General features: G+C 41.8%; 14 protein-coding genes. 11 read left to right on the top strand and 3 right to left on the bottom strand.

Going from position 1 to position 13,173, the window contains the following annotated elements; translation table 11 throughout:
* Positions 1-90: 90 nt before the first annotated feature.
* The gene (locus ACQKCJ_RS19260; protein ID WP_083572269.1) at positions 91-909 is read right to left on the bottom strand and encodes a TonB-dependent receptor plug domain-containing protein; all 819 of its coding nucleotides are present in this window, start codon (positions 907-909) and stop codon (positions 91-93) included.
* Between the two features lie 456 nt (positions 910-1,365).
* Here ACQKCJ_RS19260 and ACQKCJ_RS19255 point away from each other — a divergent pair, with 456 nt between their 5' ends.
* The 3 genes from ACQKCJ_RS19255 (at position 1,366) to ACQKCJ_RS19245 (ending at position 3,227) form a co-directional block, all read left to right on the top strand.
* Positions 1,366-1,581 (top strand): hypothetical protein, encoded by a 216-nt coding sequence (locus tag ACQKCJ_RS19255; protein ID WP_427402727.1) that lies wholly within the window; start codon positions 1,366-1,368, stop codon positions 1,579-1,581.
* 99 nt (positions 1,582-1,680) lie between these two features.
* Positions 1,681-2,223, top strand: coding sequence for a Crp/Fnr family transcriptional regulator (locus ACQKCJ_RS19250; RefSeq protein ID WP_427402726.1), 543 nt, complete (start codon positions 1,681-1,683; stop codon positions 2,221-2,223).
* Between the two features lie 413 nt (positions 2,224-2,636).
* Positions 2,637-3,227 carry an NAD(P)H-dependent oxidoreductase gene (locus tag ACQKCJ_RS19245; RefSeq protein ID WP_427402725.1) on the top strand — a complete coding sequence of 197 codons (591 nt, stop codon included), beginning with the start codon at positions 2,637-2,639 and terminating at the stop codon, positions 3,225-3,227.
* 420 nt (positions 3,228-3,647) lie between these two features.
* On the opposite strand, the gene ACQKCJ_RS19240 is transcribed toward ACQKCJ_RS19245, so the two are convergent.
* Complete coding sequence (locus ACQKCJ_RS19240; protein WP_427402724.1) at positions 3,648-4,103, bottom strand: response regulator; 456 nt, start codon at positions 4,101-4,103, stop codon at positions 3,648-3,650.
* A gap of 334 nt (positions 4,104-4,437) precedes the next feature.
* Between ACQKCJ_RS19240 and dinB the strand changes: the two genes are divergently transcribed.
* From dinB to ACQKCJ_RS19200, 8 genes are all read left to right on the top strand, one after another.
* A complete protein-coding gene (gene dinB, locus ACQKCJ_RS19235; protein WP_427402723.1) occupies positions 4,438-5,622 on the top strand; it encodes a DNA polymerase IV in 1,185 nt (394 codons plus the stop codon).
* Positions 5,623-8,679: a DNA polymerase III subunit alpha gene (locus ACQKCJ_RS19230; protein WP_427402722.1), complete on the top strand. Its 3,057-nt coding sequence runs from the start codon at positions 5,623-5,625 to the stop codon at positions 8,677-8,679.
* A 68-nt stretch (positions 8,680-8,747) separates the two neighbouring features.
* The gene (locus ACQKCJ_RS19225; RefSeq protein WP_427402721.1) at positions 8,748-9,362 is read left to right on the top strand and encodes an alpha-ketoglutarate-dependent dioxygenase AlkB family protein; all 615 of its coding nucleotides are present in this window, start codon (positions 8,748-8,750) and stop codon (positions 9,360-9,362) included.
* Positions 9,363-9,482: 120 nt separating this feature from the next.
* Entirely contained in the window at positions 9,483-9,674 is a 192-nt protein-coding gene (locus ACQKCJ_RS19220; protein WP_427402720.1) for a DUF3606 domain-containing protein, read from the top strand.
* Between the two features lie 4 nt (positions 9,675-9,678).
* Positions 9,679-9,885 carry a hypothetical protein gene (locus tag ACQKCJ_RS19215; protein WP_427402719.1) on the top strand — a complete coding sequence of 69 codons (207 nt, stop codon included), beginning with the start codon at positions 9,679-9,681 and terminating at the stop codon, positions 9,883-9,885.
* Entirely contained in the window at positions 9,872-10,096 is a 225-nt protein-coding gene (locus tag ACQKCJ_RS19210; RefSeq protein ID WP_427402718.1) for a hypothetical protein, read from the top strand. The genes ACQKCJ_RS19215 and ACQKCJ_RS19210 overlap by 14 nt, the downstream gene beginning before the upstream one ends.
* A gap of 149 nt (positions 10,097-10,245) precedes the next feature.
* A complete protein-coding gene (locus tag ACQKCJ_RS19205; protein WP_427402717.1) occupies positions 10,246-11,253 on the top strand; it encodes an ATP-dependent helicase in 1,008 nt (335 codons plus the stop codon).
* Positions 11,205-12,632 carry an ATP-dependent helicase gene (locus ACQKCJ_RS19200; RefSeq protein WP_427402716.1) on the top strand — a complete coding sequence of 476 codons (1,428 nt, stop codon included), beginning with the start codon at positions 11,205-11,207 and terminating at the stop codon, positions 12,630-12,632. Before ACQKCJ_RS19205 ends, ACQKCJ_RS19200 begins: the two co-directional genes overlap by 49 nt.
* Before the next feature lie 209 nt (positions 12,633-12,841).
* Here the strand turns inward: ACQKCJ_RS19200 and ACQKCJ_RS19195 are convergent, their stop codons facing one another.
* A complete protein-coding gene (locus ACQKCJ_RS19195; RefSeq protein WP_427402715.1) occupies positions 12,842-13,090 on the bottom strand; it encodes a hypothetical protein in 249 nt (82 codons plus the stop codon).
* Positions 13,091-13,173: the final 83 nt, after the last annotated feature.

Here is a 13,173-nt window from a genome sequence, read left to right as displayed (position 1 = left end):
TTTTTTTTAGTTACCATATTATCAATTATTTAAACGTTAATAAATACTAAGGTACTAAATCATCGCAGCGAAAGCTACCGGAGGTTTAGTTCAACGTGGGTTTGCCAAAAGAGAGTTTTTAGTATCGCTGCCCGCATAAACAGGGTTTCCTTTTTCTCCCTGCTGGTTGATATAGCCAAGTGCATACTCGCTTTTTTTATTTGGGGTCCACCCTATTTTGAAACTTATTTTCTGATCGGTGCGGTAAGAATTGTCCCTCTCTTCCCCATCCTCATTTTTCATCGCAGCAAAACCCGATGGCATCCGGGTTGAATTTCTCTCTAAATAAGAAAATCCTCCCTGAAGGTAAAATTTTCCCAGATTTGAGCCCACATTGATGTTTGCCCTATAGCCATTGCTGTTTATCATTCCGAGCGAGCCGTCATATTCCAGTTTCTTTGATGGCTTTCTGGAGACTAGGTTAATGGCCCCGCCCAGTGAATTGGGACCGTACAGCACAGATGAAAACCCTTTTGAAACATCAATGGCCGCCAGATCATAAGTGGTAAAACGGGCCAGGTCAACATAGCCGTCATAGGGAACATACACCGGAATCCCGTCCATATAGACCGGCACCTGCCTTAAATCAAATCCCCTGATAGAAACCATGGATTCGTTTCTTGGACCTGATGCGGTTAGCGTAACACCCGGAAGCATATTGAGGGCCCTGGAAACATCCATTTTATGCTGCGATTGCATTGCTTTTGCACTTACCCTGTTTAAGGTATCCTTATTCTGGTGACCGGTAATGATCACTTCCCCGAGCATAAAAACATTGGATGCTTTTATGGAGTCTGCCGGTATTGTATTGTTCTGCTGTGAGAATCCAATCAGGGGCAAAATCATAAAAGGTATGAATTTTAGTTTCATAAAATCATGATGTTTTCAGTATGTTTTATAAAGAATACTGATGGTTAAAAAAAAAATGGTTTGGTTAAAAATACGTAGTTCTTCTTTTACAATAATACGTATTAATACTTAATAAGTAAAATAGTTTAGCGATAACTTTATTGATTGATACTATTACTTTACGTTTTATGGCAAAAGGTGGTATATTTTAAAGAACCTATAAGTTTTATACTCTGGATTACAACAAAACAACAGTGATGACCCTACTATAGCCCCGAGAAGCGGAAAATCCTCTTGTACCAAGGCTGGGCACAAGAGATTGCTTCGCCAGCTCGCTGGCGCTCGGGTGCAACGTATAACGGGAAGAGCACCTGACGGGTAACATAAACGCCCGAAATAGAAATAAACCCTTAACTTTGCCGTTTATCCTAGGGGGCTTGAAAAATTACCACAGCAGATTCTAAGGGAGCATGAGATATGAAGAAATTTGAGATTAAAGGCACCAGTGATGGCAAATGGCTGGTCTCACACAACGAGCCTCCAAAATTCACCTGTCTTTTTGAAAATAAGAGGTTCAGTTACCAAAGGACCATCACCGGGCTCACCGATCCTACAGGCGATCCCAAAGAGGTACAGCTGCTCCAGAAAATGGAACAGTGGCTCAAGGGATATCATAAAGACAAAATAGACTAAAAGTTACGGCATACTAAAAATGTGCCTCTGACCGCCACATCGGGCAGTAATCAAACAGTAGTATAAATAATCCTTTTGGGTTAAATAAAGAATATATTCATGTCAAAAAAAACACAAGCCAATACCGATAGATGGAGTATTTTTAAACCCCTTTTCAAGCAAATAGAGGTTCCAGCCAGGACCATACTGCTGGAAGAAGGCAGCATTTCAAAAACCATGTTTTTCATAGAAAAAGGGTGTTTGAGAACCTGGATAAACAATAACGGGAAGGACATAACAACACAATTCTTTTTTGAGGGCGGCGGCGTGTCATCCATTGAAAGCTTTATGACCGGCAAACCCAGCCTGTACACTATTGAAAGCATTGAGCCCTGTGTTATCCAAACCATCACCCAAAAAGACTTTCAGGATACTCTGCAGAATTCACCAGAACTAAAAGATAATATAATCGAGCATTTATACATGAGGCTTCTAAAAAACCAGCAGGTTTTCTTTTCCTATCTAAAAAATACCCCTCAACAGCGTTATGAGCAGCTGCTGGCAGAGCATCCCGAAATCATACAACGCATCCCGCAGCATTACATAGCTTCCTATTTAGGTATCACTTCAGTATCGCTCAGCAGGATTCGTAACAGGCGATAAAAATTTTTTTAACAATTGTTATCGATAGTCTGCTTGATGATTTGCCAATTTTGTGCTTTAATTACCATACAGGGAAATTGCAAGGCTATGATACACGTATTTAAAACATCAGTCAAAAATAAGGCACAAATCAAAAAATTAAAAGCTGTTCTTGATTCAGACTTCCAGGACATAAAGTGGAATTTTGACCTTGAAGATTGTGATAAAATTCTGCGTATTGAAAGTAAAAAAAACATTTGCAAAAAAGTAATCAATCTTCTCAGATCCTATCATTTTGATTGTATTGAACTGGAGTAATCCAGCTTTAATTCATCAAAGACGATTTCGCAGTCTATATTTCTTAACAATTGTTATCGTCCCAATACCTCTTACTCCAGCATCTTTGCATTGTAAATCGTAAACAATTCAAAAAAATGAGAGTAGTTATTGTGTTCAATCACCCCTATGAAAAAAGTTACTGTAACGCCATTTTAGGAGCAGTTACCACTGGACTTCAAAAAGGGAAGCATCAGGTAGATCTTATCCATCTGGATAATGATAATTTCAATCCGGCAATGTCTAAAGAAGACCTGAAAGCCTTTGTAGACCATACTCCAATTGATCCTCAGGTTATAGATTACAGCAATCGTTTAAAAAACGCAGGTCATTTGATTTTCATATTTCCCATTTGGTGGGATCTGATGCCTGCCATGACCAAAGGATTTATCGATAGGGTTCTCTCCCCCGGTATAGTTTATGACCATCATCCCAGAGGTTTTGGGCTTATACCACTGTTGAAAAATTTAAAAGGTGTAACTATTATCACCACAATGAACAAACCCAGGATAATGTACTCCCTGCTAATCGGAAATTTAATTAAAAAAGCAATGCTTAGAAGTGTTTTTAAAACTATGGGATATAAAAATTTAAACTGGATCAGCCATAACATGGTAAAATCAGTTACTCAAAAAAAGAGAGTAAAATGGTTATATGATTTAGAAAAAAGATTTACTGATTTTAGATAAACGTTAATAGCAATAAAAATAAACTTTAAAAAACCGATAAGCCCTATTGCTCTGGATTGTAGCAAACTAGAGTGATACCCCGAAGCATCCCTAGCCCCGATAGAAGAGGAAATCCTTTTGTGCCGGTGTTCGGCACAAAAGATTGTAACGGATAGCGGGATTAGCTCCTAAAAAACATTATTAAATACAATTGACGATGCTCATCATCCCAATTAGATTTTTGCCCATTTGTACATCAAAAAGAGAAAAAAGCTTTATTTCGAAACAGTAAAGAAAGATCCGTAAATGATCAAAAACAGCTATTGGGTGAATTTCGATCTTCAGAAACATTATCCTGCCCGCAACCCGCTAATTAAATCGCGTTTTCGATAGCAGCAAGTTTATTAAGGTCACTTATGACTAAACTAAAAAAAAAAGAAACTAAACCAAAAGAAACTTTTTATTTCCTTCACCCGCCCCAACAAGATCCATCGACAGCACCTCTTCAAGCAAAGATTTAAGCCTCTCAAAACAGCTGGGCTTTACCGCATAAAAAGTAGCACCGAGCTCTGATGCCCTGCGGATATTTTCCGGATCACTGCTTGTGGAAAGCATCACAATATTTACTTCTTTCAGACCTCCGGAAAGATTTCTAATCTCCTGAAGACATTCCAGTCCTGTTTTTCCCGGCATATTGATATCAAGGAAAATAAAATCGGGAAGCTCTGATTCGGAAAGCGTAAGCAGGCTCTCCATTAGATGCATGCCGTCGGGGGCCTGTTTTAGGATAACATCACGCTCAATTTCGCTCAGCGCATCAGCAAAGAACTCCCTGTCATCGCTGTCGTCATCGGCCATGTAAATAAACCTTTTGGAATTGTAATTTTCAAATGCCATTTTTCTACAATTTACATTAAACAATAAATAGGAAGCTGCTTTGGATAAACAATATTCCAAAGTAAAGGCACGCGTCATTTTAAAACTGCAAAATGATATCCTGAATTTGATAAGGGGATTGTAAAGATAAGGCATAATTCAGAAAAAACACATTAAAAAAATATCTTTTTACCATTTCTTAATCTTGCTGTTTTTTAAAGTTTCCAATATTTACACGCTACCCCACTATCAGAAAAAACTGATTGCATAAATTTGTTCCAAATTAGAACATATTAATTTCAAATATTGTTATTATCTGTACTAATTTTGATTGGTATAAAAATGAGAAAAGAAGATGGAAAGGTCAATTGTACATATCGATATGAATACGTTTTTCGTGTCCTGCGAAAGACTTACTAATTCTGCACTTAATGGAATACCGCTGATTATCGGGGGCGGTGAAAGGGGTGTTGTAGCTTCCTGCTCTTATGAAGCCCGAAGATTCGGGGTGCGATCTGCCATGCCCATCCACATGGCCATGAAGCTCTGCCCGCAGGCCAAAATCATGAAAGGCGATATGGAATTATACTCGCGCCTTTCCCATGATATCACCGAAATCATTCAGGAAAAAGCCCCAGTTGTGGAGAAAGCCAGCATCGATGAATTTTACCTGGACATCACCGGCATGGACAAGTTCCATGGCAGCTACAAATGGACAAATGAGCTGGCCCAGACCATCACAAAAGAAACCGGACTGCCCCTCACCTTTGCCCTTTCGATTAACAAGACCGTATCGAAAATCGGGACAGGAGAAGGAAAACAAAAACAGAATTTAGAGATTCCTGAGCATTTAGTGCAGTCTTTTTTAAATCCCTTATCCATTCAGAAAATACCCATGGTAGGTGAAAAGACCTTTCAGCTGCTATCAAGAATCGGTATCAGAAAAATTGAAACCCTTTCTAAAATGCCATGTGAAGTATTGCAGCAGATGATCGGCAAAAATGGTTCTGAGCTCTGGAAAAAAGCCAATGGTATTGACAATAATCCAGTAGAACCTTATACCGAAAGAAAATCTATTTCCACCGAACATACTTTTTCCCAGGATACTATTGATATTGACAGGCTCAAAAGAGTAATTCTTGGAATGGTGGAAAAACTGGCTTTTCAATTGCGATCTGAAGAGTGGCTAACTTCAACTGTTACTATCAAAATACGATATGCCAACTTTGATACCGAAACCAAACAGTGCCGGGTACATTACACGTCAGCCGATCATATCCTGACCAAAACCGTAACGGACCTTTTTGAAAAACTCTACCAGCGCCGTATGCGCCTTCGCCTAATCGGCGTGCGGTTCAGCGGACTGGTCCGTGGCACTTACCAAATTGATCTGTTTGAGGATACCCAGGAAATGCTCTCGCTCTATCAGGCCATGGACCGAATGAAGACTAGATATGGCTTTGACGCTGTGATGCGCTGCGCAGGGGCCTCATTTAAGCCCAACAATAAAAATGAAATTTTAAAACGTAAATCAGAATAGATGTATCTCAATTGTCACTGCTTCCATTCGCTTCGTTATGGCACTATTCCCCTTGAGGAGTTGATTTCCCAGGCTGTTGCCTCAGGCGTTAAAGCTATGGCACTAACCGACATTAATACGGTTACCGGAATCTATGATTTTATAAAAGGATGCAAGACTGCAGGCATTAAGCCCATTGTCGGTATGGAATTTCGATGTGAACACAAGCTGCGCTACATAGGCCTTGCCAAAAATGCATCGGGTCTTGCAGAGATGAACCGCTTTTTGACAAAACATAATTTTGAAAAAACATCCCTGCCCTTCTCGGCTCCTGATTTTAAGGATGTTTTTATTATCTATCCGCTGGAGAATGTTCCTGAATTACTTCGTGATAATGAATACATCGGCATTCGTCCCGATCAGCTTCCCAAACTGGTGTTATCGGACTGGAAAAAAAGACAGATTAAAATGGTCATTCTGCATCCGGTTACCTTTCGTACCAAAAGGGAATATAACCTGCACCGGATCCTTAGGGCTATCGATATGAACCTTATTCTTTCAAGGCTTACCCCTTCTGATTACTGCAGTCCCACCGAAGTGATGGTACCACTCGAAACGCTATTGTCGTGTTACACCGAATATCCCCAGATTATTTTAAATACCGAGAAAATAGTAGCCAACTGCCATTTTGAATTTGATTTTGCATCGCCTAAAAACAAGAAATTCTATACCAATAACCGAAAGGATGATATGAATCTTCTGACCACCCTGGCAAAGCAGGGCCTGGAATGGCGCTATGGTAAAAATAATGCAGAGGCCAAATCCAGAATGTTCAAGGAGCTGAAAGTTATTGACCAGCTCCAGTTCAGCGGTTATTTCCTGATAACCTGGGACATCATCCGATTCAGCAACTCACAGGGATTTCTTCATATCGGAAGGGGAAGCGGAGCCAACAGTATCATCGCCTACTGCCTGGGCATTACCGATATTTGTCCGCTCGAGCTTGACCTGTATTTTGAGCGTTTTCTGAACCTGAACCGCAAGAGTCCTCCTGATTTTGATATTGACTGGAGCTGGAAAGAGCGCGACACCATCCTGGAATATATTTTCTCCCGCTATGGTTACGAGCATGTGGCTTTCTGCGGCACCAACGTGGAATTTAAATACCGTTCCATTTTTCGTGAAGTCGGAAAAGTTTTCGGGCTTCCAAAGGAAGAGCTCGACGCGCTGGCTAAAAACCCTATGGAGCTCCATTCAACAAATAAGGTCGTAAAACAGGTTCAGGAATATGGAATGCTGCTCGAAAAATACCCAAACCAGCGAAGCATGCACTCCTGCGGGATCCTGATCTCAGAAGAGCCGATAACGAATTACACGCCCCTGGAAATGCCTCCAAAAGGTTTTCCCATTGTGCTTTTTGACATGCATATAGCCGAGGACATCGGCCTTGAAAAATTCGATATCCTGAGCCAACGTGGTATTGGCCATATTGATGACAGCGTGAAGCTTATTGAGAAAAACAGGGGTATTCGCCTGAATATCCGTGATACCTCGATGTCAAAAAATGAAGCCAGCTGCAATGCGTTTTTGGGAATAGGTAAAACTATCGGCTGTTTTTATATTGAAAGCCCCGCCATGCGTGGGCTGTTGCGCCGTCTTAAATGCAACAATTACAAAACCCTTGTAGCGGCATCATCGATCATCCGTCCCGGGGTAGCCCAGTCGGGAATGATGAAGGAATATATTTTTCGCCATAACCATCCCGATAAATTCGAATATTTCCATCCGGTATTCGAGCAGCAGCTTGGGGAAACCTATGGGATTATGGTGTATCAGGAAGATGTCATCAAAATCGCCCTTCACTATGGGGGACTTCCGGCTGCGGATGGGGATATCCTGCGCCGTGCGATGTCAGGCAAAGGAAGGTCGAAAGCCGCACTACAGAAAGTGAAGGATAATTTCTTTGCCTCGTGTAAAGCGCAGGGACATCCGGAAAAACTCAGCGAGGAAATATACCGCCAGATTGAATCTTTTGCCGGATACTCGTTCTGCAAGGCGCACTCTGCTTCCTATGCCGTGGAGAGCTACCAGAGCCTTTACCTGAAAGTGCACTATCCCATCGAATTTATGGTCGCGGTCATCAACAATCAGGGCGGTTTTTACCGGACAGAGGTCTATTTACATGAAGCAAGGATGTCAGGGGCTAAAATTCATAATCCATGCGTGAATAAAAGCGAGTTTGAAACCACCCTTTACGGATCAGATGTCTATCTGGGATTTATGCACCTGCAGAGCCTTGAATACAAAATCGCGATACAAATACAAACAGAACGGGAACAAAACGGGGATTATAAGTCACTCGAGGATTTTATTAACCGCATTCCCATCGGTATCGAGGGTATACAGATTTTGATTTTTATTGGCGCCTTCCGCTTTACGGGAAAGACAAAAAATCAATTGCTTGTGATTGCCCGGCTTATCATGGTAAATTTCAAGCCCGAGAACCGGAGCCTGATGCTCATTCAGGAGCCGGTCAAGGAATATGAACTGCCCGAGCTGGCGCGCTCTGCCTTTGAAGATGCCTTTGATGAGATCGAGCTTTTAAGTTTCCCTGTTTCCTGTTCGCCTTTTGATCTGCTGCAGACAAAATTCCGCGGTGATGTAATGGCCAAGGATCTTCTGGGGCATCATAAAAAAACAGTCCGAATGCTGGCCTATCTGATCTCGCGCAAACACGTGCCTACCAAGATGGGCGCGATGTATTTCGGAACCTGGATTGACGCCGAAGGAGAGCTTTTTGACACGGCCCATTTCACAGGAAGCTTAAAAGAATATCCTTTCCAGGGAGGCGGCTGTTATCTGCTTCTGGGCCATGTGGAAGTGGATTACCACTTCCCTACCATTACGGTTTCCAAAATGGCCAAGATGCCCTTTATTGCCGATCCCAGGTATTCCAACTCTGATGAGCGGCAGTTTACAGTCCACGAACAGCTGCGGGAAGATGTAAGTATGACCGACCGCCAGCCCTACCCGCAGGAACATGAAATCAACCTGCCAAGGCTGAAGATGACCAATTAATAATACTTTTTTTTTATTTGATTATCAGGTTATGGTTATAAAGTATGTACAATTTAAAACTTATGAAAATGATGCTATTTGATGACACCGAATTTTTTTCATCAGGCAAAGGCGGCAAAAGAACCTTTGACGTCCCTGATGCGGATCTGATGCTGATTGATAATTTTTTCAGTAAGGAAGAATCCGATTATTACTATAATTTTTTATACCATACCACCCAGTGGAGGGAATATGAAATGCCGATGTACGACAAGGTGGTCACGGCGCCCAGAATGATTTCGTGGTATGGGGAGACAAGAAGACCAGAAAGAAAGTCAAATCTCGACTGGCCCTCAGCACTGCTTCAGATCAGGGAGCGCGTGGAGCAGCATACCGGTATTGAATTTAATGCCGTGCTGCTTAATCTCTACAGGGACGGCAGTGATGGTGTGGGCTGGCACAGCGATAAAACCACCAGCACCAACAAGGACATGAACATCGCCTCGGTAACCTTTGGGGAAACGCGCCTTTTTCGTCTGCGCCATAAAACCCTCAAACACATTCCGCCAATTGAGATACCCCTGCACCATGGAACTTTTCTGCTTATGGCAGGACATACCAATACCTATTGGGAACATCAGGTGCCCAAAACAGCCCGGGAAGTGCTGCCCAGGATCAACCTTACCTTTCGTCAGGTGAGATAACCCGAACTGATCCGTTTTCAAATGAATTATCTCTGCGTATCATTGCAATCCTGTAAAAATCAGCTTTTATCCTATAACAGGATTCTTTGCTTGTTATGGTAACTTTAGATAAACTATTAAATGCAAAAAATTATGGATGATAAATCAAAAACAGGGAAAGCAGATGATTCGCAAATCAATATCAATGAATCATACGAGGTGCAGTACTGGTCTGAAAAGTTCAATGTACCGCAGGAAACATTAAAAAGTGCCGTGAAGGCCGCAGGTACCAGAGTGGATGACGTCAGGGATTACCTGGCAGAAAACAACTAATATCATGCCGTGGTACAACGGGGACTATCCCCCATCTTATAAAAACCAACCCGAAGAGCTACGAGAGAAAGCTGTCGAGATAGCCAATGCCCTGCTTCAGGACGGCATGGAAGAAGGAGCTGCCATAGCCACCGGACTCAAACAGGCACGGGAGCTACTTAAAAACCATAAGGAGAAAACCCATAAAAATGAAAATCATGGAAACGAATAAAAACACACAACAGAACGAGGAAAACACAAACGAAAATGCAAACAGCGCCTACAGCGGTTCGGGAAGCATGCAGCCCGGAGCAGGAACTGGAGAAGCCGGCCGCCTGAATGATTATCAGGAGGATGACCTCAATGATGCGGACAAAAAAAACAATCCTGAGGGAAAAAGTATTGCCGAGGCTACTGACCCTTCCAAGCTATCGGATATTTAACAGTCGTACTATTATGACAGTAAGGGATCTTGAAAAGAATTTAGTATTTTTATGGTAAATTCTTTTCAGGATTTTTTGATTTTATCTGCTTTTAAATAAGCCCGATACGATCCTAAAAAACTGTACTATCCCTAAAGAAAAAAAACGAAATGACTGATCCAATTTTAGAGAACCTAAACCAAAAACAGCTTCAGGCGGTGAAAACTACCGAAGGGTATGTACGCGTGATTGCCGGGGCCGGATCAGGAAAAACAAAAGCCCTTACCTCAAGGTTTGCCTATATCGTGGACAGGCTCGGAATAAATTCTTCCAACATACTTTGCGTGACCTTTACCAACAAGGCAGCGCAGGAAATGAAAAAAAGGGTAAAAATGCTCATCGGCGACACCTATGATGTGAGCCTTATCACCACCTACCATGGTTTTTGCGTGCGGTTTCTCCGCGAGGAAATAAACAAGATCCAGTATCCCAAAAATTTTATTATACTGGACGCGGAAGATCAAAAGACGATCCTTCGCGAAGTCTTTAACGAGCTGGATATCAACTCCAAAAACCTGACTTTCAAACAGGTTCTGCAGTTCATTTCCAAATCAAAAGGCACCTCGGATTATTTAAGCTATATTCTGGCCAATAAAAGTTTTGAGGACGAAAAGACCGACAATTTATCCCTGAAAGTATTTCACAAATATCTGGATAAACAGAAGCGGAACTATGCCCTTGACTTTGACGATCTGATACATTTCACCGTACATATCCTGACGACTTTTAATGAGGTACTTGTAAAATGGCAGGAAACCATACATTACATACAGGTAGATGAGGCCCAGGACAGCTCCGACAGCCAGTTTGAGCTTGTGGAGATGCTCTCGCGCATCCATCAGAATTTATTTGTGGTGGGCGATCCGGACCAGACCATTTACGAATGGCGCGGTGCCAAACCCGAATATCTGGTGGATTTTGATAAAATGTTTCCAAACTGTGAGACTATCATCATGAACCAGAACTACCGCTCTACGCCCAACATCCTGAAAGTTGGGAACCACATTATTAAAAACAACAAAATAAGGGTAGACAAGGATATGATTACCGAGAACCCGAAGGGGTTGAAGTGGTCCATTTTCATGGCAAAAATGATTTTGAGGAATCCCTTTGGGTAGCCTCGGAAATCAAGCAGATCCTTAAAACCGAAAAGGCAAACTATTCCGATATCACCATACTGTACCGTGCCAATCATATCTCCAGAAACATAGAGCAGTCCTTGATCAAGGAGAATATCCTCTATACGATTTTTGGAGGTGTTAAATTCTTTGAAAGAAAGGAAATTAAGGATGTTTTATCCCTTTTAAGGCTTATTGTGACCGGCGATAATATTTCATTTCTTCGCATGTTCAACCATCCCTCCCGCGGTCTTGGCAAGAAGTTTATAGAACGCCTGAGCTATCTGGGACGCGAGCAAAACCTTTCCCTTCTCAGTGCGCTTGAACAAAACATCGCCGATAAGGAATTGGCTAAAAAAGGGGCGGCTGAATTTTTGGATTTGATCGCCGAACTAAAAGAGATTGCCAAAACAAAATCCATATCGGATCTGGTCAAAGAGATTCTCGAGAGAAGCGGCCTGGCCGAGTTGTACCGCAAAGACGGTGATGAGGACCGATTGGAAAACATCAAGGAGCTGGTGAGTTCTATGCTCCTGCTTGAAAAAGAAAATAAAGAGCCCGTCAACGTAGAGGAATACCTGCAGGAAATTGCCCTGTACACGGATCTCGATACCCACAATGAAAATCAGGACAAGGTAAAACTGATGACCATACACATATCCAAAGGACTGGAATTTCCCTATGTTTTCCTTTGCGGTTTTACCGAAGGCGTGCTTCCAAGCGCACTGTCCATAAAAGAGCGAAGAAGCCGCGCGATTGAGGAAGAAAGAAGGCTTACCTATGTAGCGGTAACCCGGGCCGAGAAAAGATTTTACATCACCGATTCCGAAGGATATAATTTTACCACGGGGCTTAACAAATATCCATCGCGTTTTCTCTTTGAAATCAGCGAGGAGTTTTACATCCGTAAAGGAAAGCTTAGCCCTGAAATCCTGCAGGCCTATAAAGTGCCGTCTAGAAACTCCGATACTGAAAGTAAGGAACTTTTTGCTGTCGGGGATCTGGTCTTCCATGAGGTATTTAAAAAAGGAAGAATCAAGGCCCTCAACCTGGATAAAAACCAATATACAATTGACTTTTTTGAAATTGGCAAGGAAAAGCCAATAGACTTCAATTTCCGATTTATGAAGAGAATCACTGATGATTCCATTTTAGAATCGAATGAAGCAGATAATACTAATTCTGCCATTGATTTACAAACTCATTTGAAGTCCCAGAAAAATCCATTTGAAAAGGACTTCAATGAGTCTTCAGCTGAGGAATCTTTAGAGGATCAGCAATTCGGTAAAGATGAAAAAGCTGTTCCAGGCGAGAATTTAAGTTCAGGTATTGCTACCGATATAGCTAAGAACAAGAATAAAAAATGGTGGAAGTTCTAAAAGTAAAATTTCTATCGATAACTTGTTCCTTTAAAGCTCTGGCCAGCTGCGTCGGTTATTTGGTATACTTACAAAACGGGCTCCTCAGGAGCCCTAGCCCCGATAGAAGTGGAAATCCTTTTATGCCGGGTTTCGGCACAAAAGATTGGAACAAATAGCGGAAAAAGCTCCTGAAAAATAATATTAAATTAAAACTCAACTCAGCGCCATTAACTAAAAATAGATATACTGTCCTCAAGCTGCTCCCGGGCAATAAAAGCAGCAATAAATTCCTGCACCTCGCCGGCCGTTCCGCTCTCAATATCAAAGGAATTGATATGAAACTCCTCATCCTGATCCAAAATGTGTATGATCTGGGTGTAGCCCTTTGAGATCAGGCTCCCTTTTAATTTAATAATATTGGACTGCTGTTTGCCGTCAAGCTCTTTTCGAACCTTCAGTTTCATCCCCTTTTCCATTGCAATTAATTTAAATAATACAGATGCTGTTCAGCACCAAAAATAAAATTATTTACTGAATCCCAATTGAGGATCCTATAAAA

It is taken from the genome of Flavobacterium sp. NPDC079362, from assembly GCF_050267765.1.
GTDB lineage: Bacteria > Bacteroidota > Bacteroidia > Flavobacteriales > Flavobacteriaceae > Flavobacterium > Flavobacterium azizsancarii.
This window is presented reverse-complemented; position numbering and strand designations above follow the sequence as displayed.

Excerpts from the sequence above, each read along its gene's own strand:
- dinB (WP_427402723.1), top strand. The coding sequence starts at position 4,438 with ATGGAAAGGTCAATTGTACATATCGATATGAATACGTTTTTCGTGTCC.
- ACQKCJ_RS19245 (WP_427402725.1), top strand. The coding sequence starts at position 2,637 with ATGAGAGTAGTTATTGTGTTCAATCACCCCTATGAAAAAAGTTACTGT.
- ACQKCJ_RS19225 (WP_427402721.1), top strand. The coding sequence starts at position 8,748 with ATGATGCTATTTGATGACACCGAATTTTTTTCATCAGGCAAAGGCGGC.
- ACQKCJ_RS19230 (WP_427402722.1), top strand. The coding sequence starts at position 5,623 with ATGTATCTCAATTGTCACTGCTTCCATTCGCTTCGTTATGGCACTATT.
- ACQKCJ_RS19215 (WP_427402719.1), top strand. The coding sequence starts at position 9,679 with ATGCCGTGGTACAACGGGGACTATCCCCCATCTTATAAAAACCAACCC.
- ACQKCJ_RS19240 (WP_427402724.1), bottom strand. The coding sequence starts at position 4,103 with ATGGCATTTGAAAATTACAATTCCAAAAGGTTTATTTACATGGCCGAT.
- ACQKCJ_RS19250 (WP_427402726.1), top strand. The coding sequence starts at position 1,681 with ATGTCAAAAAAAACACAAGCCAATACCGATAGATGGAGTATTTTTAAA.
- ACQKCJ_RS19260 (WP_083572269.1), bottom strand. The coding sequence starts at position 909 with ATGAAACTAAAATTCATACCTTTTATGATTTTGCCCCTGATTGGATTC.
- ACQKCJ_RS19220 (WP_427402720.1), top strand. The coding sequence starts at position 9,483 with ATGCAAAAAATTATGGATGATAAATCAAAAACAGGGAAAGCAGATGAT.
- ACQKCJ_RS19210 (WP_427402718.1), top strand. The coding sequence starts at position 9,872 with ATGGAAACGAATAAAAACACACAACAGAACGAGGAAAACACAAACGAA.
- ACQKCJ_RS19205 (WP_427402717.1), top strand. The coding sequence starts at position 10,246 with ATGACTGATCCAATTTTAGAGAACCTAAACCAAAAACAGCTTCAGGCG.
- ACQKCJ_RS19255 (WP_427402727.1), top strand. The coding sequence starts at position 1,366 with ATGAAGAAATTTGAGATTAAAGGCACCAGTGATGGCAAATGGCTGGTC.
- ACQKCJ_RS19195 (WP_427402715.1), bottom strand. The coding sequence starts at position 13,090 with ATGGAAAAGGGGATGAAACTGAAGGTTCGAAAAGAGCTTGACGGCAAA.